Origin of the sequence: Pseudoduganella sp. UC29_106, from assembly GCF_044055365.1 — a bacterium.
Classification (GTDB): Bacteria; Pseudomonadota; Gammaproteobacteria; order Burkholderiales; family Burkholderiaceae_D; genus Rugamonas.
Genome location: NZ_CP171977.1, coordinates 3,215,944 through 3,237,899, shown reverse-complemented (window position 1 = coordinate 3,237,899; position 21,956 = coordinate 3,215,944). Strand labels below are relative to the sequence as shown.

Genomic DNA, 21,956 nt, shown 5'->3' with positions numbered 1-21,956 from the left:
TACGCCGCTGCCTTCAATATCGGCCGCTATAGTCAATGGGCGGTCTCCGCGGCGGGACGTGGGCTTCTACGCCGGGCGCGGCTATGTTGCGCCGGGCCCCGGAGGCTTAAGTGTGGCCTTCGAGTTCAGGCCGCAGGTGATCCTGCCCGATATCGGCATGCCCGGGATGAGCGGGCTCGACGTGGCGTGCGAATTGTGCCGCCGCTCGGGCCTGTCGCCGCGCATCATCGCCGTCAACGGCTGGGGCCAGGGGCCACCCGTACGCTATTAAGATATTGGTATTACAGACTGGGATAGCAGCGCCCAAGAGATTGCACCCTGAGCGGAGGGGCGCTCCGTTTTCGTGCTGGCGGCCCGGATGTCTTGCCGGGCCGCTGGCGCGGATTCAAGCTCAAGCCTTGCCGCGAGGGGCGCGAATCACCACAACAGCCATATTGGTCGGCGTTCCGATATCGTTGGCGACGGCTGGCTTCGCTTTCGCAAAAGCCTTGGGCAGGTTTTCCATTGCGAGGGTGCCTACGCCCAGGATCGTCAGCACGGAGACGAAGATCAATTCCATATGTTTCTGGATGTTCATGATGATTCCTTTCGAGTCGGTTTTGGTCGGTTTTGGATGCTTGAGATGTTTTTCAACTTCCCGATCTCTATTCAGCAAAACCCGGGCCAGGCGCCAAATGGCCGCTCGCAAGGGCAAACACGTGGTATTGGCCCGCTGAACTGTGGGGCTGCGGCCAACTATCCCGTGAAAAATGTTTGTCGGTGCCAGCCAGCGCGTGTCGAAAAGCGCTGCCGCCGCTCGTCGTAGCTTTACCAACGAACCCAAAGCGGAGAAATCATGGATAGCTCAACAGCGGCGCAAAGAAAACTGGTACTGAAGATATCCGTCTCACTGGACGGCTTTGTCAGCGGGCCGAATGGCGAAGTGGACTGGGTCTTCAAGACGATCGGCGGCAACGATTCCGCGGACTGGATCCTCAATACGCTCCGCGGCGCCGGCACGCACATCATGGGCAGCCGAGCCTACACGGACATGGCGGCGTTCTGGCCGTTTTCGGATTCGCCAATAGCAGTGCCGATGAACGATATCCCGAAGGTCATTTTCTCGCGCACGGGAATCGAGAACGGCACGCAGGGCGATCGAACGGGCCGTCCAGGCGTCACGCCGACAGCGGCGGTGCTGCAGTCCTGGGCCGCGCCCACGGTAGCGAGCGGGGATCTGAGGGAGGAAATTCTCCGGCTGAAGCAGCAGCCGGGCAATTACATCCTCGCCCACGGCGGCGCGCGCTTTGCCCAAAGCCTGGCTGCATCCGGCCTGATTGACGAATACCGGCTGGTGATTCATCCAGCGATACTGGGCCACGGCCAGGCGCTGTTCGCCGAAGTGCCGCGTCCAGCCGATCTTCGGCTGATCAGCGCGACTTCATTCCACTCAGGCATCGTCGCTGCCGTCTACGAGCCTGCCTGAACTGCCAATTGGGCTGCGGCGTCCGCTGCGGCCTATGCCGGGCGGCCGAAAGAACGGATAATAGTGGCCAAGCTAATTTTGGGCATTATTTGGAATTCTTTCATGGAAATTAAGGTCAATTTTCTCGACAAGCTTCGCCTTGAAGCCAAGTTCGACGACTTCACGGTGATCGCCGACCAGCCGATCCGCTACAAGGGTGACGGCTCGGCGCCTGGTCCGTTCGACTACTTTCTGGCCTCGTCGGCCCTGTGTGCGGCTTACTTCGTAAAGTTGTATTGCAATACGCGCAATATTCCTACCGATAACATTCGCCTGTCGCAGAATAATATCGTTGACCCGGAAAACCGTTATAAGCAGATTTTCAAGATCCAGGTCGAGCTGCCACCGGATATTTCCGACAAAGACCGCCAGGGCATCTTGCGCTCCATCGACCGTTGCACGGTGAAGAAAGTCGTGCAGGAGGGTCCCGATTTCGTGATTGAAGAAGTAGAGAATCTGGACGCCGATGCCCAGGCCCTGCTCACCCTGAATCCGGACTCTGACGCGAGCACCTATATTCTTGGCAAGGATTTGCCGTTGGAGCAAACCATCGCCAATATGTCGGGGCTTCTGGCGGGCCTGGGCATCAAGATTGAAATCGCTTCGTGGCGCAATATTGTTCCCAACGTGTGGTCCCTGCATATCCGCGACGCACACTCGCCAATGTGCTTCACCAATGGCAAAGGCGCGACCAAGGAAAGCGCGCTCGCGTCTGCGCTGGGCGAGTATATCGAGCGGCTGAGTTGTAATCACTTCTACGCCGGCGTGTATTGGGGCGAAGACATTGCCAACGCTGCATTCGTGCATTACCCCAACGAGCGCTGGTTCAAGCCTGGTCCGGAAGACGCGCTGCCGCCCGAAATCCTGGATGAATATTGCCTGGAAATTTACGATCCGGATGGCGAGCTACGCGGCTCACATCTGTACGACACCAATTCCGGCAATGTGGAACGCGGCATTTGTTCGCTGCCGTATGTGCGGCAGTCGGATGGCGAAGTCGTGTATTTCCCGACCAACCTGATCGAAAACCTGTTCGTCAGCAATGGCATGAGTGCCGGTAATACGCTGGTCGAAGCCCAGGTTCAGTGCCTGTCGGAGATTTTCGAAAGGGCGGTCAAACGCGAAATCCTGGAAGGGGAAATCGCCTTGCCCGATGTCCCTCTGGAAGTGCTGGCGAAGTACCCAGGCATCGTGGCCGGCATCAAGGGACTGGAAGAGCAGGGCTTCCCGGTGCTGGTGAAGGACGCGTCGCTGGGCGGGAAATACCCGGTGATGTGCGTGACCTTGATGAACCCGCGTACAGGCGGCGTGTTTGCCTCGTTTGGGGCGCACCCAAGCCTGGAGGTGGCGCTGGAGCGCAGCCTCACCGAGTTGCTGCAAGGGCGCAGTTTCGAGGGTCTGAACGATTTGCCTCCACCCACCTTTGTAAGCAATGCAGTGACCGAGCCCAACAACTTTGTCGAGCACTTCATCGATTCCAGCGGCGTGGTCTCGTGGCGCTTCTTCAGCGCCAGATCGGATTACGACTTCGTTGAGTGGGACTTCTCCAGCCACGGCGAGGATTCCAACGCCGAAGAAGCCGCGACGCTGTTCGGCATTCTCGAAGATTTGGGCAAAGAAGTGTACATGGCGGTTTACGACCAGCTGGGCGCCAACGCATGCCGCATTCTCGTGCCAGGCTACTCGGAAGTCTATCCAGTGGAAGACCTGATCTGGGATAACACGAACAAGGCGTTGTTGTTCCGCGCAGATATCCTGAACTTGCATCGCCTGGACGATGCCAGCCTGGCAGCGCTGCTGGAACGGCTGGAGAACAATGAGCTCGATGAATACGGCGACATTGCCACATTGATCGGCATTGAGTTTGACGAGAACACGGACTGGGGACAACTGACGGTCCTGGAGTTGAAGCTGCTGATTCATCTCGCCTTGAAGCAATTTGAAGAGGCGCATGAACTGGTGGGAGCCTTCCTGCAGTACAACGACAACACGGTCGAACGCGGGCTGTTCTATCAAGCCTTGAACGCGGTGCTGGAGGTGGTGCTGGATGACGAAATGGAACTCGAGGATTACGCTTTCGATTTCCGTCGGATGTTCGGCAACGTCCGCATGGATGCGGTAATGGGGTCCGTGGACGGCAGCATCCGCTTCTTCGGCCTGACGCCGACGAGCATGAAACTCGAGGGCCTCGATCGACATCAGCGCCTGCTGGACAGCTACAAGAAATTGCACCTGGCGCGCTCCAGGGCACAGTAGTCAACGATGACATTCCGCCGCCGATGGAGCAACGAACCGTCGGCGGCGTAAGGCCTTGCGTTCCTTGTTAGGCCCACTCCGAGTTCACCCACCTTCCACTGTCCGGCAAGCGCTGCCACGCGGCGCAACTTGCCGGGACCACTGTCGATCTAGCCCAGGAATTGCGCGCAGGCGCTATCCGAATGGGCAGATCGATGCGAAAAGATAATCTAGCAGCCCCCCTTGTTATTGAACCGTGCGCGTTCACTGTAGGTTCTTAACCTGCGGCGGGCCGATGCTCCCGCGCTTGGTAAAGGTACTCGCACGACCTTCTTGCGGGTTTCATCAATAACTGCCGGGACGGCTTGCTGCGTCCTGTGGGGCAGGGTGGGCTCTATCCTGGCGGATCACTGGAGCACCAATATGAAAGCAGTTGTCTATCGAGGACCCAACGAAGTAAGTGTCGAGGACGTGCCAGATCCGAAGATCGAACGTCCTACAGATGCCATCGTCAAGATTACCAGCACCAACATCTGCGGCTCCGACCTCCACATGTATGAGGGGCGGACCGATTTCGAACAGGGCCGTATCTTTGGCCACGAAAACCTGGGCCTGGTCCTGGAAGTCGGGCCGGCGGTCGAGCGCATCAAGCCCGGGGATTGGGTCTGCATGCCCTTCAATATCAGCTGCGGCCACTGCAAGAACTGCGAGCGCGGCCTGACAGCGTATTGCCTTCGGGCGAACAAGCCGGGCATGGCCGGCGGCGCCTTCGGCTTTGCCGACATGGGGCCGTGGCCGGGCGGCCAGGCCGAATACCTGCGCGTGCCCTGGGCTGACTTCATGTGCCTGAAGTTGCCGCCGGACGCGGACGAGAAGCAGACCGACTATGTGATGTGTGCCGACATCTTCCCGACCGGCTGGCATGCAACCGAACTGGCCGGCATGAAGCCGGGCGACGCAGTGGTCATCTATGGCGCCGGCCCGGTGGGCCTGATGGCCGCGCACTCGGCGATGATCAAGGGGGCCAGCAAGGTGATGGTGGTCGACTGCCATTCCGACCGGCTCAAGTTGGCGGAGTCGATCGGCGCGATCGCGATCGATTTTTCTAAGGAGGACCCGGTGCAGCGGGTCATGGACCTGACCCGCGGGCTTGGCGCGGACGTGGGCTGCGAATGCGTCGGCTATCAGTGCCACGACCACCATCATCACCGGCAAGAGCGTCCCAACCTCACGATGAACAACCTGATCAACTCCGTCAAGTTTACCGGCGGGATCGGCGTGGTCGGCGTGTTCGTTCCCCAGGATCCCAACGGCCCGGACGACCTGGAGAAAGAGGGCAAGCTCGCGCTCGACTGGGGCATGCTCTGGTTCAAGGGGCACCGCGTCGCCACCGGTCAGTGCAACGTCAAGGCTTACAACCGGCAATTGCGCGACCTGATCCACGCCGGCCGCGCCAAGCCCTCGTTCATCGTTTCCCATGAGCTGAAACTGAATCAGGCGCCGGACGCCTACCGGAACTTCGACGTGCGCAACCACGGCTGGACCAAGGTGGTGCTGCATCCCGGCGCCTAGCAGAGCAGGGCGGTCATTTGAAAACCGCCCGCGCTTGCGCGGGCTAATCCGAATAGGAGGTTTTTTATGCTAGCAACTAACTATCGTGGACCATACCGTATCCGGGCATCGCAAAAACCGGATCCCGTGATCGAGCACCCGGGCGACGCCATCGTCCGCGTGACGCGCGCCTGCATCTGCGGCTCGGATCTGCACCTTTACCACGGCCTGGTACCGGACACGCGCGTCGGGCATACCTTCGGCCATGAATTCGTCGGCATTGTGGAGGAGGTCGGTTCGGCGGTCGAGACGCTCAAGCCGGGCGACCGCGTGCTGGTGCCGTTCAACATATTTTGCGGCTCCTGCTTCTTCTGCCAGAGAGAGCTGTACAGCAACTGCCACAACACCAACGCCGAAGCGACGGCGGCTGGCGGCGGCATCTACGGTTACTCGCATACGACCGGTGGCTACGACGGTGGTCAGGCCGAGTACGTCCGCGTGCCGATGGCGGATGTAGGGCCGTACAAGATCCCCGAAGACATTGTGGACGATGACGCAGTGCTATTGACGGATGCGCTGCCGACCGGCTACCAGGCCGCCGAGATGGGCGACATCAAGGAAGGCGACACCGTGGTGGTGTTCGGCGCGGGCCCGGTTGGCATTTTCGCGGCCAGATCGGCCTGGCTGTTCGGCGCCGGCCGCGTCATCGTGGTCGACCATGTCGATTACCGGCTCGACTTCGTGCGGCGCTACGCCCCCTGCGAGATCATCAATTTCCGCGAAGTGAACGACATGGCCATGCACATCAAGAAAATGACGGACTGGCTGGGCGCGGACGTGTGCATCGACGCCGTCGGTTGCGAAGCCGCGGGCAGCCTCGCCCAAACCATCACCGGGCGCTGGACCATGCTGCAGGCCGGCTCGGCGACCGCTCTGTTCTGGGCCATCAACTCGGTGCGCAAGGGCGGCAATGTATCGATTGTTGGCGTCTACGGGCCAACCTTCAACGCCGTCCCGATCGGCAACGCGCTGAACAAGGGCCTCACGATGCGCATGAACCAGGCTGCCGTCAAGCGCCATGTGCCACACCTGATCGAGCACATTCGCCAGGGGCACCTGAACCCGAAGGAAATCATTACTCACCGGGTGCCGCTGGAAGAGGTTTCGGATGCCTATCACATCTTCTCGAGCAAGTACGACAACTGCATCAAAACCGTGCTGATCCCACCGCGCGCAGGCTCGGCGCGTGCGACGGCTTCCAGCATCATTTCATAAGGAGGCGCCATGGATACCGAAACCAACCGCCGCGATCTTGCCGAGCAGCGGCATCACCCACATCACCACGGCCACGTCGACTACGAACGCCAGATCGACTACGACCTGAACCGGCACAGTCCGCCACGCGAGGAGCTGCAGCACATCCCGGGCTGGGGCTCGGACCTCGACCGCAAGAACCGGCCGGCCGTGCCGATGGAGCGTACGCCGCCACGCTTCATCCACGTACCGGCCGGACAGCCGGTACAGCAGGCCCAGACCGTCGAAGTGTTCTGCTCGACGGAGCGGCCGGGCATCACGCCGATCTTTGGAACGGCCCAGCCGCCGAAGTGGCTGTCGGGCGTAATCCGGCGCCTGGCCTACAAGCTGCCGGAGAACGACGTGCGTCACTGGCTGATGCTGCTCGCCGCGGACCGCGTCAACATGGTCGAAGGCATTGTCGAGGACGTGGCGCACGGCCACGTGCCCAATGTGCTTGGGGAAATGGGTATCCGCTCCGAGCTGCGCTACAACCCGGGCGGCCTGGTGCGCAAGGCGGTCATCGCCACTGCGGTGGTGGGCGTAATCGTGGCCTTACGGAACCGCCGTAAGGGTTAGTGATCCCGCGATCAACGAGCCAACGCAGATCTACATGGGCGAGCATTCGACGCAGAAAGTAAAGTGCAGTTCGTCGGGGCTGCGGCCGAAGCAGGCGACCGAAATCGTCCGGATCAGTAAGGGGCCTGGCGTTGACACGCAGTCGATCAGGCTCCGGGTTTACGCCGCACTAATTACCAGCACTTCGCATAATTTATATTATGTCAAATGCGATCTTTAGTGCACCCGCCTTTGCCGGCGCTATTTCAATGCGGCCAGCCTATTCCTGGCCTCCTGCGCTGCCGGCGATGCCGGGAATGCGCTGATTAGCTGTTGCAGGATCTTTTTCGCTGCCTTCTTGTCATTGAGTCCCGTGTAGCTGCTGGCAATGTTGAGCATTGCATCCGGGGCCTGGACGCTGTCCTTGTAGTTCCTCGCCACCACCTCCTGGGCCGCGATCGCACCCTTGTAATCACGCTGCGCGTAGTACGCGCTGCCGAGCCAGTACTGCGCGCCAGGCGCATACGCTGAGGCCGGATAACGCCTGACGAAATCCGCCAACGCGTCGCTGGCGCCCTTATAGTCGCCCGACTTGAACAGATCCCAGGCCGCGTCGAAGTTCAGCTTTTCAATCGGCAGGACGTCGGCGATTTTACCGTCGATGTTCGTCTGCTGCGGCTCAAGCTTCTTGATACGTGCATCGAGGTCGGCGTAAAGGGATTTCTGGTCCTTCCGGGCCGCCTCCAGTTCGTGCTTCAACTCTTCAAGCTGGCCGTACAGCCTGGCGATTCCCTGTTCGGTCTGTTCGTGCTGGTTCAGCATGTCGATCGCAGTCGACTTGTCCGATTTGGCGTCGATCTTCGCGCTCATGGCGTTTAGTTCGCGTGTTATCGCTTCGGCCTTGCCCTGCAAGACCACGATGGCGCGGCGCGCCTCGTCATCGTCGAATATTCCGGCGTTCGCGTAAGGCGGATGAGCGCATAAGGCGAAGCAGACAGCGCTGAAGCAGGTTCGGGACAGTTTCATGGCACTGGCTCTTTCTGGGTGAGTTGCAGGAATGGCATCGGGCGGCTGTAGTCTCCACCGCCTGATACGCTGCTGTCAATCTCCCCTGCTCTGCCAATCAACTGCTTGAGCGCCGCAGTGGTCTCAATCCGGCGCGAACCTCTTCGGAGAATAGTTCCGGTTGCTCCCAAGCGGCAAAGTGACCGCCTTTGTCCGGGTGCCCATAGTAAATAAGGTTGGGATAGGCAGTCTCCGCCCAGCGCCGTGGAACCTGGTAGATCTCACCAGGAAAAGCGCTGACGGCGACGGGAGTCTTGATCCCTGGAGCCAGGTATAAGTTTGTATGGGACTCCCAATAGAATCTGGCTGCGGAAACGCCCGTATTCGTCAGCCAGTAAAGCGTGATGCCATCCAACAGGTCATCGCGAGTCAGCGTGCCTGCGGAATAGCCGCCGACATCGTGGCCGGCCAGGGCAGACGTAATGGTCGCAGCGGGCTGGCCCCAGCCATCACCGTGATCGAGCAAGTACGACGCCAGGCCGACGGGCGAATCAGCCAGGCCATACAAGGTTTGCGGGCGTGTCGCCATGAACGCCGAATAGGCACGGCGCTTTTTGAACTGAATGCTGAGTGAGGCATAAGCCCGTTTTTCTTCCTCATCCAAACCCGCCGGCGCGGGATCTCCGTTTTGCGCAGCCATCAGGATTTGCGGCGGAACGGCCGACGGGAAGTTGATGTGAATGCCGATCAGCTCCGGCGGTGCTTGCACAGCCATGGCCTGGGAAACGACGGAACCCAGATCGCCGCCCTGAGCGGCAAACCTGTCGTAACCAAGGCGCTTCATCAGAACGACCCACGCGAGCGCGGTACGTTCCGGACCCCAGCCAGTTTTACCGGGTTTGGCGGAGAATCCGTAGCCAGGCAACGATGGGATCACCAGATGGAAGGCGTCGGATGGCGATGCATCATGCGCGGTGGGATTCGTCAGCAAATCGATAATCTTCAACTGCTCGAGTACGGAACCGGGCCATCCGTGCGTTACGATCAGCGGCATGGCATTCGCGTGCTTCGAGCGGATGTGCATGAAGTGAATGTCCAGCCCATCGATCCCGGTCACGAACTGTGGATAGGCATTCAGGCGATTTTCGCACTTGCGCCAGTCATAAGCGCCGGCCCAGTACTGCGCGAGCGCCTGCATCGTGGCCAACGGAATGCCCTGGCTATCATCCGCCACCGTTTCCCGTTCGGGCCAGCGGGTTGTCTTGATCCGCCGCTTCAATTCACTCAACTGCGCCTCGGGCGCGTGGAACTGGAACGGCCGGATCGCACTTGTAGTCGACTGGCCATAGGCCGTGCCGCCCATGGCGGCGGCGACGCTTGACATCGCGGCCATCGCAATAAAACGCCGGCGCGATAGCGATGTCGTATTGGGATGCCAATTCATAGAGAGATCCTCCTCAAATGAACGATGACGATGAGCGTCATATTTCAATTTCGGCGGGCGCAGGCGCTATGTCAAGCAAAGCGTTCGGCGTATTCCTTCGGACTGACGCCAATTCGCCGCATGAACACCTTGCGCGGGACGTCAACGCTGCTATAGCCGCTTTTGCGGGCAATGTCCTCGATCGAGCGGCCGCCCAGTTCAATGGCGCGGCAGACCGATTCGAGCCGCACGTCTTCCACATATTTGGCGGGTGTCGTCTGGAGTTCGCGCTGGAACATCCGTATGAGCGTGCGAACGCTTGTGAAGGTTCTTGCAGCGAGCGCGTCGACCGTCAAATCCGCGTCCAGGTTCTCACCGATCCAAAGGCATAGCTTGTCCAGGCTCGTATTGGCGGCGCGCTGCGAGCGCAAGGTCACGCTGAACTGGGCTTGCCCGCCCGGCCGCCGCAAGTACAGCACCAGATTCTTGGCGATTTCCAGCGCGAGTTCATCGCCCAGGTCTTCGGCGACCAGGGCCAGCGCCAGGTCTATTCCCGCAGACACCCCGGCCGACGTGTAGACATTTCCGTCCGCGATCCAGATCGGCGCAGGATCGACCTGCACATCTGGATAGAGCTCCGCCAGCCGTGGCGCCATTCGCCAGTGCGTGGTCGCCTTGCGGCCATCGAGGAGCCCTGCTTCCGCCAGCACGAATGCGCCAACGCAGATCGAACAAACGCGGCGCACCTTGGCTGCGCGCTTGCGCACCCATTCGATCGCGGTGCCATCCAGCTGGTCGAGTGCGCCGAAACCGGTGGCCACGATCAGCGTGTCGATTGCTTTGGCTGCGTGACGCTCCTGTTCGAGCGTCTTATGTGCTGTGAGGGCGATGCCGGTGTCGCTATCCAGCTGAATATTGCTGCCGGCGGCTACCAGCTCCAGCGAATACGGCTTCTGCCGCCCCTCCACCATACGATTTGCGTAAGTGAAGACTTCCGCTGGGCCAATCACATCCAGCGCGTCGACCGGCGGCATTGCCAATATGATTATGCGCCGCTGCCCGGCGGCGGTTGGCGCGAGCGCTTGGGGACGCTTTTTCAAGATCGCAGGCCCTTCGGGAAAGCTCCATATTGGCACAAAAAGACGGAAAACAGACAAACACGCCAAGGCCTATTTTCCTAAGATGGCTCTATCAACGTTTCCCAAGTCATGGAGCACATATGAATACACCAATTATCATCGCCGGCATCGCCGCGCCGGATACGGAACTCACTCGGCAAGCCAATGCACTGGCCGAAGGAGTCCATAATAAGGCAATGCTCCACCACGTCCATCGGACCTGGTGGTTCTCGGAATTCCTCGGCAAACGCCGCGGCCTCAAATATGACCGCGAACTGCTCTATCTCGCATCCGTGTTGCACGACCTGGGCCTCACCGAGCAATTCGGCGGCGAACACCGGTTCGAAGTCGACGGCGCTTACGCTGCCAGTAACTTCCTGGTCGCGCATGGCTATAGTGAACAGAAGGCTGAAATGGTGTGGGATGCGATCGCCCTGCACTCGAGCACCGGCATCGCCGAGCTCAAGGCGCCGGAAATCGCACTACTCAGCATGGGCGCGCACGTGGACATATTCGGCCTTCGGCTGGAGGAAATCTCGCCGGAGCTGATTGACGAAACGCTTGGCCTTTACCCGCGCATCGGCATGAAGGCCGCGTTCACTGAGGCTGTTGCAAACGTCGTGCGAAAGAAGCCTCACCTGGCCCTTGGCACCGGCCTGGTAGATGTCGGCCGGCGGCACGTGCATGGCTTCGACTGCCCCAATGTCTGCGACCTGATCGATCACGCGCCGTTCGACAGCTGAATCAGAGGCGCATGCATCGGCTCATTGCAGTGATTATTTGCCGTTGCGGAGGATATCTCCGGTAAGTCTCGGCATAAAATCCGCAGTATGACTATGATGGCAAAACTGCGCCGTGTGACAGCGGCCTGCGTGTTGTATCTGTTCGCCACACAAGCCCTGGCGGAAGACGCGAGCGCCCTCTTCTGGGCGCGCGGCATTGAAAACCAGCGCAAGGCGGATCTGGGCAACGGCAGCTATCTCAACCCGATCCTCGCCGGCGACCGCCCGGACCCCACGGTGCTGAAGGATGGCAGCGACTATTACATGACGCATTCGTCCTTCTTCACCTATCCCGGCCTGCTGATATGGCACTCAAGGGATCTGGTGAACTGGGAGCCGCTGGTTGCCGCGCTGCGCACGGACGTCGGTTCAGTCTGGGCGCCGGATCTGGTCAAGCACAAGGGCCGCTACTACATCTACTTCCCGGGCCTGAAAAACGGCCGCGTATCGAACTACGTCGTTTATGCGGACAATATTCGCGGGCCATGGAGCGAGCCCGTCGATCTGAACATCGGCGACATCGATCCCGGCCACGTGGTCGACCAGGACGGCAAGCGCTATTTGTTCATGAGCGCCGGCGGCAAGATCCAACTGGCGAACGATGGGCTCTCGGTCGTGGGGCCACTGAAGAAGGTGTACTCAGGCTGGCAGTACCCGGCGGACTGGGTCGTTACTGCTTTCGCGCTCGAAGGTCCGAAGCTTATCCGCCACGGAGGCTACTACCATATGCTGGTCGCGCAGGGCGGAACGGCGGGCCCGCCAACAAGCCATATGGTTGCTTCGGCGCGCGCAAAGTCACTCGACGGACCGTGGGAAAATTCGCCTTACAATCCCATCGTGCACACCTGGAGCCGCGATGAAAAGTGGTGGTCCAAAGGCCACGGCAGCCTCGTCGAAGGCCCGGATGGCAAATGGTATGTGATGTACCACGCCTACGAAAACGGCTACTGGACTCTTGGCCGCCAGACATTGCTGGAGCCTGTCGAATGGACCGCCGACGGCTGGATCAAGTCTTCCGGCTACGATGTGGCGAAGCCGATCAGGAAGCCCGGAAATGAGGCGGTCCCGCATGGCATGACATTATCCGACGATTTCAGCACCAACAAGATGGGCATCCAGTGGGGCTTCCATCGCGGCACGGCGGAAGACACTGCACGCTACCGCTACAAGGACAAGGCCCTGATCCTGCAGGGCAAAGGCAGCTCGCCGGAGAATTGTGCTCCCCTCGCCTTCATCGCCGGTGACCACTCCTACCAGGTGGAAATCGAGGCCGAGATCAGCGAGAACGCCAAGGCCGGGCTGCTTGTCTTCTATAACGAGAAGCTGTATGCGGGCGTTGGTTTCGACCGCGACGGCTTTATCACGCATCGCTATGGCACCAACAAGCCGGTAAAGGCTGCGTTGCCACGCAAGGTGCATCTGCGCCTGGTCAACAAGCGCAACACCGTCACGATGTACACCAGCGCTGACGGCAAGGAATGGATGCGGTATGACCCCGTCATCGAAGTCTCGGGCTACCACCACAATGTTGCCGATGGCTTTATCAGCCTGCGTCCCGCGATCTATGCGGCTGGCCAGGGTGAAGTGAAATTCACGGACTTCCGCTATCAGGCCTTGCCATAAAACGGAGAGGGGCTCCCTTTGCAATCGGAGCCCCTCTCCACTTGGCGCCGCCCTGCCCTGCGCCGGGTTTGACGCCGGCGCGGGCTAACGGTCAGAACTTCACGTCCAGGCGCACGCTGAAGTAGCGGAATACATCGCGTGGCGGCACCCAGCTGTCCACCGTGATGTTCGGCGCGGTGGACGATGGGCCGGCGCGGAAGGATGGTCCGCTGGCATTGGCGTTCGGAATATAGAAGCGATCGAACAGGTTGTTGATCCGGAAGCTCAGCTTGTAGCGATCGCGGTTGTCGCGAATGCCGAAGCCAAGGTCGGTAATGCTGTAGCCCTTGTTGAAGGTACGCGGATCGTTGGCAATGCTGGTCTGGTACTCGTTCTGATAGCGGACATTGGCGTTAATGAATCCGCCGAAAGGCATGCCGGGCAGCTTCACATCGTACTGGCCGCCGAGATTCACCTTCAGCTTCGGCGTGCCGGGGAAGATCGCGCCGGTCAGGTCCTGGATGCCGGTGGTCGAACCCTTGGTGATCGGGAAGCAGGTGCGGTTGCGGCCAACCAGCGAACCGTTTTCGCCCAGGCCGGTATTGCCGATTGCAACGTTGGTCGCGTCGTTATAGCACGGACCATTCTTCCACTCTTCGATGGTCGGGCGCGTGTAGGCGAGCGAACCATTCAGCACGAAGCCCGGCGCAACCTGCAGGTGCGTGTCGATTTCGAAGCCGCGCGTGCGGATTTTCGGAATCGAATTCAGCTGCGTAAAGATCGTCGGGTTATTCGGCAGCACGAAGGACACGTTCTGCTGATAGCCGTAGAACTCGGTGTTGTACACCGTAGCCGCGAGCGACATGCGGTTGTTGAACAGGTTCGCCTTCGCGCCCAGTTCATAAGTCTCGCTGCGCTCCGGATCAACAGGGAAAGCCGCCGCCGCCTGCAGGCCGCTGGTCACGTCGTAAGCCTTGCCCTTGTGGCCAGTGGCCGTCATGGCGTACACCATCCAGTCCGCATTGATCTGCTTCTGGATACTCAATTTGCCCGTGACGGATTTGTCCGTATTGCCCGTGCTTTGGAACTGGTCCACGCCAACAGGGCCCGGCTTGAAGCTCGCGAGGTCGAGCTGGTCGGTGTAGAAGTTGCGCTTGTAATGGAAGCCGGATTCCTCGTGATTCCAGCGCAGGCCGGCCACGAGGGTGTAGCTCGGCACGAATTCCCAGGTGGCCTGGCCGAACACCGCCTTGTTGATGTTGTAGATATCGGTGAAGTAATTGGTCGGGCTGGACGGTGAAGAGCCGCTGCAGACGGTCGGCGCAACGCAGAAGCCGCGGATGAAGTGGCGGTCGATGTCATTGCGTGCCCACCACAGGCCTGCCACGTAGCGGAAGTTGCCCTGATCCGGCGAGACGAGGCGGAGTTCCTGGGTCTTGGCGCGGATATCATAGGTGCCGAACTGGTTGTTACCCACGGTGAGGCCAGGCACGCCGGGGCGCGCGAGGGTCGGCACATCGGTGAAGTCCTGGTCGCGGTAGTCGTTGGCCTTGTAGCGCTCGTACGAAGTGATCGACATCAGCACGGCGTCATTCGGCAAGGTGTACGAGAACTTCAGGCCCGTGCCCACGGTGCGCGAGTCGATCCCGGTAGGGAAATCGCGGCGCACATTGCGGTTGTTCTTGTCATGCGGATCGATGCCGGCCAATACCGCCGATGCCGGCAGCAGCGGATTGCCGTTCAAATAGGCCGTATTGACATCAGCGTCCGAGCCGTTGGCGAGACGGAAGCCGTTGACTGCGGTCACGCCGCGCGAATTGGCCTGCTCGTTATAGTGCGGCAGCAGATCGATGTCCAGCCCGGGGATCGGGTGCCAGGACAGTTTGGCCATGAAGGTCGTGCCGGACGAGCCGTTCACGTCTTTGCCGGTGGTCAGGTTGTGGAAGTTGCCCGGCATGCGTGTCTTGCTGCCGGCGATACGCAGGCCGAACGTATCCGACACATTGCCGCCGGCCGACAGGCCAAGGCGCCATTCGCCATCGTCCGTGTAGTAGGTGGTGCCGCGGTACACCATCGGGCCGCTGATCGGCTTGGTCACGATATTGATCGCGCCTGCCACTGCGGACTTGCCGAACAGCGTGCTTTGCGGACCCTTCAGCACTTCGATGCGCGATACGTCGGCCAGGTCGCGGAAGGCCTGGAACTGCACGGCGATCGGGATATCGTCAATGATCACCGAAACGTCGGACTCCACGCCGATGCCGACCGAAACGGTACCGATGCCGCGCATGAACAGCGCGTTATTGGCAGCCGTTGTGCCGGCGGACATGGTCAACGACGGCGTCAGCGCGATCACGTCTTCGATTTCACGGATATTGTTGCGGGTGATTTCGGCTTCGCTCAGCACCGAGATCGCCATCGGCACGGATTCGAGTTTCTCCACACGTTTGTTGGCGGTCACGACGACCGTTTCGAGTTGCCCGCTTTTTGATGCTTCTTCTTGCGCCGAGGCGCCGTTCGCCATGCCCAGCAAGGCCAGCGATACCAGCGCCGCGATTGGCTTTAACTGGCTGTTGATGCGATTGAATTTGTTGTCAAGCACTGCTGTCTCCCTCTTATTTATCTGGTACTGCTGCAATGAAGATGGTTAATCATTGACGATTCCATATTACAGGAAATGCCAGATTTAGGTAAGCGTTTAACTAGATTGCTGCAATTATTTGGGAACGAGTTGCAAACTGGCTACACCGGCGGTGATTCGGGATCGTTTCCAAGTTAAGCGTTTAACTCTGTCACTCCACCCGCCCCTGTACCGATGAACGAACAATCAGTTGTGGCGCCAGCGTGGTCACGTCGCAGTTTGCGTCGCCGGCAATTGCAGTGAGCAGCTTGTGCATGCCCACCTCCCCCATCCGCTCGCTTTGCTGGTCTACCGTGGTCAGGGGAGGCATCGTATAGCGGCCAAAGGGGATGTTGTCGAAGCCAGCGACCGAGATGTCTTGCGGCACGCGGAAACCCAGGCTCTGTATGCCCGCCATCAGGCCGATGGCCATCAGGTCGTTGTAGCAGACGATGGCGTCTGGCGGCTCCTGGCCGAGCATGATCGAGGCGCTGGCAAGCTCACTCGCGACTGCGGCGGGTGCTTCGCAGTCGAACACGAGCAAGCTCAGATCGTGTGACGCAAGGCATTCACGGATTCCGTCCATGCGTTCGCGGTTTCGATTCGAACGGGAGAAGCCCAGGTACGCAACCCGCTTGTGCCCTTTCGTCACCAGGTGCTGCGCCAGCATATAGCCGGCGCGGCGATCGTCGCCGCTGACACAAGGCAGTTGCGTGTGCTCGAGCCGGCCGAAAAAAACCAACGGCTTGCCAAGCCCGATCATCCAGGACATCTCCTCCTCAGGAATGCGCGAGTACACCAGGAGTCCATCCACCCGCCGGCTGAGCGCTTCGAGCAGGGAGCGTTCGCGGCTTGGCGTTTCATCGACATCGGCCAGCAGCAAGGTGTAGCCGTGAGCGAGGGCTACGCGATTGGCGCCTTTCACGATCGCCGTGAAGTGAGGATTGCTGATGTCCAGGACGGACAATCCGATGGACTTCGTCCGCCCCGTGATCATGGATTGCGCCTGCGGATTGGAGCGGTAGCCCAGCGCCTCGATCGCGGACTTGAGTGCCGCCTCGACCACCGGCGAGAAGCGCTGGATGCCGTTTACATACTTCGACACCGTGGAAGTGGATACGCCTGCGGCGGCGGCGACATCGTGGATGGTCGGCGGTTTAATGGTCATTTGATATCAATTATGTGGGAAACGTTTAACTTGCGCCATGGAATTAGGTTGACGAGATGAGTGATTGGGGTAAACTAGGTTAAACGATTACCTAACTTAACGCCACAGGAGATCCGCCGCCATGTCGCAAAACGTTCGCACCGCATTCTGGGTTTCAGGCTTGCTGTTGTCCCTGGCTGGAGGAAACGCCCTCGCCTGCGCGGCGCCGCCGGCGGCGGTCATCGATATCGAAGCCAACCGCTACTACACCGACAAGCACAATTCCGTCATCGACCCGGTGCTCCGGGCGCGCAATATCGCGGCCGTCAAACCTATCGATACGTTTCTGGACGCAATAGCCCGCGCCGCGAGCAGCTTCCAGGCCTCGCCTGAAAAGACGCTGGGTGATGCGCAATGCAGTTTGTCCTGGATGGTCAGCTGGGCCGATCAAAAGGCCCTGCTGGGCAAAATGTCGAGCAACCAGGCTTACTACCAGCGCAAGTGGACGCTCGGCGGACTGGCCCTGAGCTACGCGAAACTGAAGCCGGCGGCCAGCGAGGCGCAGAAGCAAAGCATCGAAGCGTGGCTGAGACTATTGGCTGACGCCACCGTGGCGTACTCCGATGCGTACACCGGCGCGCGGAACAATCACTACTATTGGGAGGGCCTGGCGGTGACGGCCGTAGGCGGCGTTACCGGCGATGCGCGCTATCTGGCCTGGGGCCGCAAGGTGTTCGATGAGGCGATGTCCCAGGTGGCCGCCGACGGTTCCCTGCCCCGCGAGATGGATCGCGCAGTGAAAGCCCTGCACTACCACCTGTTTGCGGTGACGCCGCTGGTGATGATGGCGTCCATCCTGGACGTCCAGTCACCGAAGCTGGACCGGCTGGCGAAGTTTACGCTGGATGGCGTCGCCGACCCGGCCTACATCGAAGCGAAGACCGGCTTTGCGCAGGAGCGGCCGCACGAACCAATCAGCTGGAAAGCCATCTACGAGCGCCATACTTGCGGCCCGATGTCCCCCGCCTCGGCAACGAACTGGCAGCCCCGCCTCGGCGGTGACTTGAGCCTGGCGAATCCGCTGGAGCATTCAGCGCCGGCCCGGCTGGATACGCCGGGCTGCCGCGCCACATGATGTTTAACGCCCGCCGCACGTGCTGCTGCAAAGAGATTGCATCCCGAACTCACACTGTTGACTTCTGCGCACCAATACGCGCGGCTTCCGATACGTAGACGGCAAACAGGCGCGCTGCCGCTTTCTGGCGGTACGGGTGGCATAGATAAAGAGCACCGTCTTCCGGCGCGTATTGCGTGAGGCAGCGCACCAGCTTTCCTTCGGCGAGCAGGTCGTCGACCTGATACGCGGGCAATTGCGCGATGCCGAGGCCGGCGCACACTGCCCGCACGATCAGATCCGCGTCATTGAAGGTGTGCCGTGCAAACGGCACGAATCGCTGCCGGAACCCGTTGATCCTGAATTCCCATTCCTGGATCTGGCCACGCGGACTGCGGAAGACGATGCAGCGATGATTGGCAAGGTCGCCGACCTGTTGTGGCAGGCCATGCGCCTGTGCATAGGCGGATGAAGCGCAGCTAACCATGAGCACAGGAAGCAGCAGCAAGGCTGCGATTCCTTGCTGCACAATGCGATCGTGGCTGAATAAAATGTCGATATGGTCTGCCGAGAAATCGGCGGGACGATCGCTCAGGAGCAGTTCCAGCGCGATGGCCGGATATCTGGCCTCAAACCCGTTCAGCAATGGGGCCACGATCCTGCGGCCGCATGCGGGCGGTGCAAGAATGCGAAGATGGCCGCAGAGCGGCCAGGAGTCTGGATCGGACATGGTCCGGTATCGTCACTGTTCCTTAGTGCTGGTCCGGTATCATGGTGCGGTCTCCGGTGGATATCAAGCGAGATTGGCCTTGTTAAGGCCCCAGGCCGCGTCCGCGGATCCGGGTACGGTGCGGAAGGCGACGTTCGCGCGGTTCCATGCATTGATCGCCATGATGTCGTAGGTCAGGTCCGAAAGTTCCTTTTCGGAGAACTGCGTGCACACGCGCTCGTAGATCTCATCCGACACGCCCTGCTCAGGCAGTTTGGTGAGCACTTCCGTCCACGCCAGCGCGGCGCGTTCGCGCGGCGCAAACAATGGGGATTCGCGCCATGCCGCCACGTGATGCACACGCAATTCGCGCTCGCCGTGGATCTTCGCTTCCTTCACATGCATGTCCAGGCAAAATGCGCAGCCATTCATTTGCGAAGCGCGGATGGCGATGAGATCGCGAATGGTCTGTTCGATAGTCCCGTCCTTCAGGAGATTGCTGAATTCAACGAACTTCTTGAACAGCTGCGGGGATTGCTGCATGTAGTTGATACGCTGCGTCATGATCTTCTCCTTCGGAGGTGGGGTGGTAGAAAGCATGTTAGGCAGACAAGAGCAACGGCGGTAGATGCGATGACGTACTCACTGTGTTGCGCGCTGCGCACCAATCAGCGCTTACCAGATAAATTGCCAGGCCGCGGCATAGGTGGTTTCGATGTGCGGGGCCGAAAGCGCGCCGGCAGCCATGGCGGCAGCAGCCCAAAGGCCAATACCCGCACAGTCATGCAGGATGAAGGAACGCAGGCAAACAGCGCGCCTTCCGCACAGCAGCACCGCAATAAAGGCAAGTCCCGGTACGAAACGTGCAATAAGCAGCGTGCGCACGCCCCAGCGGCCCAGGGACGAGAGCTTATCGCTCATGTCGAGTCGCCGTGGCATCAGCACGCCGCATTTGCTGCCATGGAACCAGACGATGTCGGCGAGCGCGCCGCCGATCACGGCCGCCCCCAGCACGACGCCAAACACGGCCGCGGCGGACGAAAAGCCTTCCGCGGCGAGCGCTATCGCGGCTCCGGCCATGATCAAAGTCGGTGTGGCGGGTATCGGCAGGCCCAATGAGGAGCCGAAGACATTGATGAATACAATCAGAACGCCATAATGCGTCAATAATTCATGGGACGGCATGATGTTCTCCTCAGTTTGCGTGGCAATGCCCCTTGGAGAAATCGTAGGCGTGAAGCTTCCGCGCCGGTAGCCCCGCAAAGGGACTCACGGTGTTGTCATTGCGTTGACAATCATGCGCAATAGCTAATGGGAATGACGTCCGTGGAGTTGTGCAGGTCGAGCATGCGGATTTGCTCGGTCATGTAGTCGATGAAAACGCGGATTCGTGTCGGCAGGTGTTTGCGGCTCAGGTAGCACGCGTAGTGGCCGCGATCGTCGGGTGAGTTTTGCGCGAGGCAGGCGATCAGCCGGCGCTCGTGCAGCAAGGTGTGAACCTGGTAGGCCGGCAGCTGCGCAATACCGCGCCCGTCCAGTACTGCCTGGACGATGAGTTCCGCGTCGTTGAAGATGTGCTTCGCCTTGGGGCAGACTTTCTGGCAGATGCCGCCGACCTTGAACTCCCATTCGGCGATGCGCCCCGAGGCGAGGCGGTAGTTGATGCAGTTGTGAGCCTCCAGATCTTCAACCGTGCAGGGCAAGCCGTGCAGGCTCGCATACTCGGGTGAGGCGCACACGACCATCTGCATCGGGATCAGCTGCTTGGCGACGATCTGGCTGTCGTCCATTTTTCCATCGCGGAAAGCGACGTCGATGCGTTCGGAAGTGAAGTCCGGCGGGCCTTCCTTGAGGAAGAAGTCGATCGCAATCTCCGGATAGGTGGCGTAGAAACCGTTCAGCAAGGGCGCGATGACCTTGCGGCCGAAGCCGGGAGTGGAACAGATGCGCAACTGGCCGCGTGGCGGGCCCTGGCGCAGTTCTTTCATGTCTTCGAGTGCCTGGACGATGCGTTCGACGCCGGGATTGCAGTTCTGGTAGAAAAGCTCGCCCTCGGGTGTAAGCGCGGTGCTGCGCGTGGTGCGCAGGAATAAGCGCGTGTCGAGCTGCGCTTCGAGCTTCTGCACATTCCGGCTTACCGCCGAGCGGCCTATACCCAGCCGGTCTCCGGCCTTGGCAAAGCTCCCTTCGCTGACGACGGCAAGGAAAGCAATTACGCCAGCGTAGCTGGTGGCGAAACTGGACGCCAGCGAGTCATCGCTGGCGGGTGGAGAAGAAGTGGTCAACATGGTCGAGATAGGCACTCGCAGTCAATCTTTCAGCTCTTGATAGCGCTACTTTATACCCGGAATGATATTTATTACAAGAAAAAAGCGACTGGTTTAACGGAAACGCTCGGCGCCAACGATTGTCGCCCGCCGGGCAACACTATGATTCCCTCCCGATGCCCCTGCGAACTGAGCCAGGAGATTACAATCCCCTCATGGACAAGCTGACCCCTCCCCCACTGACACTGCTCGACAAATATCGCGGTCACGAGTTTGAAGAGCTATACACGGGCCGCGTTCGCGTCACGGGTGGCGAAGCCGAACATGGCAGGGCATCGGGCGTAGTGCGCTCGGATGACGGCACCCTGGACCTGAATTTGCGTCTGCCGGCAGCCATGGGCGGTCCGGGCGGCGGCACGAATCCTGAGCAACTGTTTGCGGCGGGCTATGCGGCCTGCTTCCATGGCGCCCTTGTACTGGTCGCTGCCAAGAACGGTATTGAACTTCATGATGCCGCGGTCGATGCTTCCGTCACATTTGGCCGCGACCCGGTTGATGGCCTTTACACCCTCAGCGTCGAAGTCCGCGTCCAGTTGCCGGGCATCCAGCGCGCAATCGCCGAGCAGCTGGTGCGCAGTACGGAGCGCATCTGCCCCTATGCGAAGATGGCCCGGCAAGGCATCGTCAACGTGGTTGCGGTGCACGTTGACGGATAAGGTCAGACGTCGCTGCCTTCGACCAAAAGCATGCGGTACTCCGCGCCTTTGAAGCGGTGCTCGCGCGCTTCCTGGTAGGCCGGGCTGTTGTACCAGGCTTTGGCGGCAGCCATGTCCGGGAAACGGAGGATGGCTACGCCTTCCGCCGCCGGCCCCTCCAATACTTCCATCGTTCCGTAGAACGCCACGCGCGAGATGTCGTGTCCATGGCGCGCGTTCGGCGCCAACTGCGCGTACTGCGCGAATTCGGCTGGATCGGTGGTCTTATCGCGGATCATTAAAATGTAAGCGGACATGCTGGGCTCCTTGAGG

At 60.2% G+C, this 21,956-nt stretch carries 21 protein-coding genes; 10 read left to right on the top strand and 11 right to left on the bottom strand.

Going from position 1 to position 21,956, the window contains the following annotated elements:
• Window positions 1–112: 112 nt before the first annotated feature.
• Window positions 113–271 (top strand): hypothetical protein, encoded by a 159-nt coding sequence (locus tag ACHMW6_RS16550; protein ID WP_395408159.1) that lies wholly within the window; start codon window positions 113–115, stop codon window positions 269–271.
• Between the two features lie 120 nt (window positions 272–391).
• Here ACHMW6_RS16550 and ACHMW6_RS16545 read toward each other — a convergent pair whose 3' ends face one another.
• Window positions 392–577 carry a hypothetical protein gene (locus ACHMW6_RS16545; RefSeq protein ID WP_395408158.1) on the bottom strand — a complete coding sequence of 62 codons (186 nt, stop codon included), beginning with the start codon at window positions 575–577 and terminating at the stop codon, window positions 392–394.
• Between the two features lie 258 nt (window positions 578–835).
• Here ACHMW6_RS16545 and ACHMW6_RS16540 point away from each other — a divergent pair, with 258 nt between their 5' ends.
• The 5 genes from ACHMW6_RS16540 to ACHMW6_RS16520 all read left to right on the top strand — a co-directional run bounded on the left by ACHMW6_RS16540 (window position 836) and on the right by ACHMW6_RS16520 (window position 7,162).
• Entirely contained in the window at window positions 836–1,465 is a 630-nt protein-coding gene (locus tag ACHMW6_RS16540; RefSeq protein ID WP_395408157.1) for a dihydrofolate reductase family protein, read from the top strand.
• 102 nt (window positions 1,466–1,567) lie between these two features.
• Window positions 1,568–3,760 (top strand): OsmC domain/YcaO domain-containing protein, encoded by a 2,193-nt coding sequence (locus ACHMW6_RS16535; RefSeq protein ID WP_395408156.1) that lies wholly within the window; start codon window positions 1,568–1,570, stop codon window positions 3,758–3,760.
• Window positions 3,761–4,162: 402 nt separating this feature from the next.
• The gene (locus ACHMW6_RS16530; protein WP_395408155.1) at window positions 4,163–5,311 is read left to right on the top strand and encodes a glutathione-independent formaldehyde dehydrogenase; all 1,149 of its coding nucleotides are present in this window, start codon (window positions 4,163–4,165) and stop codon (window positions 5,309–5,311) included.
• 66 nt (window positions 5,312–5,377) lie between these two features.
• The gene (locus ACHMW6_RS16525; protein WP_395408154.1) at window positions 5,378–6,565 is read left to right on the top strand and encodes a zinc-dependent alcohol dehydrogenase; all 1,188 of its coding nucleotides are present in this window, start codon (window positions 5,378–5,380) and stop codon (window positions 6,563–6,565) included.
• Window positions 6,566–6,574: 9 nt separating this feature from the next.
• Complete coding sequence (locus ACHMW6_RS16520) at window positions 6,575–7,162, top strand: hypothetical protein (protein ID WP_395408152.1); 588 nt, start codon at window positions 6,575–6,577, stop codon at window positions 7,160–7,162.
• A 240-nt stretch (window positions 7,163–7,402) separates the two neighbouring features.
• Here the strand turns inward: ACHMW6_RS16520 and ybgF are convergent, their stop codons facing one another.
• From ybgF to ACHMW6_RS16505, 3 genes are all read right to left on the bottom strand, one after another.
• Complete coding sequence (ybgF, locus tag ACHMW6_RS16515; protein ID WP_395408151.1) at window positions 7,403–8,011, bottom strand: tol-pal system protein YbgF; 609 nt, start codon at window positions 8,009–8,011, stop codon at window positions 7,403–7,405.
• A 253-nt stretch (window positions 8,012–8,264) separates the two neighbouring features.
• Window positions 8,265–9,530, bottom strand: coding sequence for an epoxide hydrolase family protein (locus ACHMW6_RS16510; RefSeq protein WP_395408623.1), 1,266 nt, complete (start codon window positions 9,528–9,530; stop codon window positions 8,265–8,267).
• Between the two features lie 131 nt (window positions 9,531–9,661).
• On the bottom strand, window positions 9,662–10,735 hold the full coding sequence (locus ACHMW6_RS16505) for a GlxA family transcriptional regulator (protein WP_395408150.1): 1,074 nt from the start codon (window positions 10,733–10,735) through the stop codon (window positions 9,662–9,664).
• Between the two features lie 53 nt (window positions 10,736–10,788).
• On the opposite strand from ACHMW6_RS16505, the gene ACHMW6_RS16500 reads away from it, so the two are divergent.
• A complete protein-coding gene (locus ACHMW6_RS16500; RefSeq protein ID WP_395408149.1) occupies window positions 10,789–11,430 on the top strand; it encodes an HD domain-containing protein in 642 nt (213 codons plus the stop codon).
• A 93-nt stretch (window positions 11,431–11,523) separates the two neighbouring features.
• A complete protein-coding gene (locus ACHMW6_RS16495) occupies window positions 11,524–13,092 on the top strand; it encodes a family 43 glycosylhydrolase (RefSeq protein ID WP_395408148.1) in 1,569 nt (522 codons plus the stop codon).
• A 91-nt stretch (window positions 13,093–13,183) separates the two neighbouring features.
• On the opposite strand, the gene ACHMW6_RS16490 is transcribed toward ACHMW6_RS16495, so the two are convergent.
• A complete protein-coding gene (locus ACHMW6_RS16490; RefSeq protein ID WP_395408146.1) occupies window positions 13,184–15,673 on the bottom strand; it encodes a TonB-dependent receptor in 2,490 nt (829 codons plus the stop codon).
• A gap of 190 nt (window positions 15,674–15,863) precedes the next feature.
• The gene (locus ACHMW6_RS16485; protein ID WP_395408144.1) at window positions 15,864–16,859 is read right to left on the bottom strand and encodes a LacI family DNA-binding transcriptional regulator; all 996 of its coding nucleotides are present in this window, start codon (window positions 16,857–16,859) and stop codon (window positions 15,864–15,866) included.
• Between the two features lie 121 nt (window positions 16,860–16,980).
• On the opposite strand from ACHMW6_RS16485, the gene ACHMW6_RS16480 reads away from it, so the two are divergent.
• Window positions 16,981–17,973, top strand: coding sequence for an alginate lyase family protein (locus tag ACHMW6_RS16480; RefSeq protein ID WP_395408142.1), 993 nt, complete (start codon window positions 16,981–16,983; stop codon window positions 17,971–17,973).
• A gap of 49 nt (window positions 17,974–18,022) precedes the next feature.
• Here the strand turns inward: ACHMW6_RS16480 and ACHMW6_RS16475 are convergent, their stop codons facing one another.
• The 4 genes from ACHMW6_RS16475 to ACHMW6_RS16460 all read right to left on the bottom strand — a co-directional run bounded on the left by ACHMW6_RS16475 (window position 18,023) and on the right by ACHMW6_RS16460 (window position 20,949).
• A complete protein-coding gene (locus ACHMW6_RS16475; protein ID WP_395408141.1) occupies window positions 18,023–18,682 on the bottom strand; it encodes a substrate binding domain-containing protein in 660 nt (219 codons plus the stop codon).
• Between the two features lie 63 nt (window positions 18,683–18,745).
• Window positions 18,746–19,225: a carboxymuconolactone decarboxylase family protein gene (locus tag ACHMW6_RS16470; RefSeq protein ID WP_395408140.1), complete on the bottom strand. Its 480-nt coding sequence runs from the start codon at window positions 19,223–19,225 to the stop codon at window positions 18,746–18,748.
• Window positions 19,226–19,336: 111 nt separating this feature from the next.
• On the bottom strand, window positions 19,337–19,924 hold the full coding sequence (locus tag ACHMW6_RS16465) for a DedA family protein (protein WP_395408138.1): 588 nt from the start codon (window positions 19,922–19,924) through the stop codon (window positions 19,337–19,339).
• A gap of 32 nt (window positions 19,925–19,956) precedes the next feature.
• The gene (locus ACHMW6_RS16460) at window positions 19,957–20,949 is read right to left on the bottom strand and encodes a LysR family transcriptional regulator (RefSeq protein ID WP_395408622.1); all 993 of its coding nucleotides are present in this window, start codon (window positions 20,947–20,949) and stop codon (window positions 19,957–19,959) included.
• 194 nt (window positions 20,950–21,143) lie between these two features.
• Here ACHMW6_RS16460 and ACHMW6_RS16455 point away from each other — a divergent pair, with 194 nt between their 5' ends.
• Window positions 21,144–21,644 (top strand): Ohr family peroxiredoxin, encoded by a 501-nt coding sequence (locus tag ACHMW6_RS16455; protein ID WP_395408137.1) that lies wholly within the window; start codon window positions 21,144–21,146, stop codon window positions 21,642–21,644.
• Between the two features lie 2 nt (window positions 21,645–21,646).
• Here the strand turns inward: ACHMW6_RS16455 and ACHMW6_RS16450 are convergent, their stop codons facing one another.
• Window positions 21,647–21,940: a DUF1330 domain-containing protein gene (locus ACHMW6_RS16450; RefSeq protein WP_395408136.1), complete on the bottom strand. Its 294-nt coding sequence runs from the start codon at window positions 21,938–21,940 to the stop codon at window positions 21,647–21,649.
• Between the last annotated feature and the right edge of the window lie 16 nt (window positions 21,941–21,956).

Excerpts from the sequence above, each read along its gene's own strand:
- ACHMW6_RS16545 (WP_395408158.1), bottom strand. The coding sequence starts at position 577 with ATGAACATCCAGAAACATATGGAATTGATCTTCGTCTCCGTGCTGACG.
- ACHMW6_RS16540 (WP_395408157.1), top strand. The coding sequence starts at position 836 with ATGGATAGCTCAACAGCGGCGCAAAGAAAACTGGTACTGAAGATATCC.
- ACHMW6_RS16535 (WP_395408156.1), top strand. The coding sequence starts at position 1,568 with ATGGAAATTAAGGTCAATTTTCTCGACAAGCTTCGCCTTGAAGCCAAG.
- ACHMW6_RS16530 (WP_395408155.1), top strand. The coding sequence starts at position 4,163 with ATGAAAGCAGTTGTCTATCGAGGACCCAACGAAGTAAGTGTCGAGGAC.
- ACHMW6_RS16525 (WP_395408154.1), top strand. The coding sequence starts at position 5,378 with ATGCTAGCAACTAACTATCGTGGACCATACCGTATCCGGGCATCGCAA.
- ACHMW6_RS16520 (WP_395408152.1), top strand. The coding sequence starts at position 6,575 with ATGGATACCGAAACCAACCGCCGCGATCTTGCCGAGCAGCGGCATCAC.
- ybgF (WP_395408151.1), bottom strand. The coding sequence starts at position 8,011 with ATGAGCGCGAAGATCGACGCCAAATCGGACAAGTCGACTGCGATCGAC.
- ACHMW6_RS16510 (WP_395408623.1), bottom strand. The coding sequence starts at position 9,530 with ATGTCAAGCGTCGCCGCCGCCATGGGCGGCACGGCCTATGGCCAGTCG.
- ACHMW6_RS16500 (WP_395408149.1), top strand. The coding sequence starts at position 10,789 with ATGAATACACCAATTATCATCGCCGGCATCGCCGCGCCGGATACGGAA.
- ACHMW6_RS16495 (WP_395408148.1), top strand. The coding sequence starts at position 11,524 with ATGATGGCAAAACTGCGCCGTGTGACAGCGGCCTGCGTGTTGTATCTG.
- ACHMW6_RS16485 (WP_395408144.1), bottom strand. The coding sequence starts at position 16,859 with ATGACCATTAAACCGCCGACCATCCACGATGTCGCCGCCGCCGCAGGC.
- ACHMW6_RS16480 (WP_395408142.1), top strand. The coding sequence starts at position 16,981 with ATGTCGCAAAACGTTCGCACCGCATTCTGGGTTTCAGGCTTGCTGTTG.
- ACHMW6_RS16475 (WP_395408141.1), bottom strand. The coding sequence starts at position 18,682 with ATGTCCGATCCAGACTCCTGGCCGCTCTGCGGCCATCTTCGCATTCTT.
- ACHMW6_RS16470 (WP_395408140.1), bottom strand. The coding sequence starts at position 19,225 with ATGACGCAGCGTATCAACTACATGCAGCAATCCCCGCAGCTGTTCAAG.
- ACHMW6_RS16460 (WP_395408622.1), bottom strand. The coding sequence starts at position 20,949 with ATGTTGACCACTTCTTCTCCACCCGCCAGCGATGACTCGCTGGCGTCC.
- ACHMW6_RS16455 (WP_395408137.1), top strand. The coding sequence starts at position 21,144 with ATGGACAAGCTGACCCCTCCCCCACTGACACTGCTCGACAAATATCGC.
- ACHMW6_RS16450 (WP_395408136.1), bottom strand. The coding sequence starts at position 21,940 with ATGTCCGCTTACATTTTAATGATCCGCGATAAGACCACCGATCCAGCC.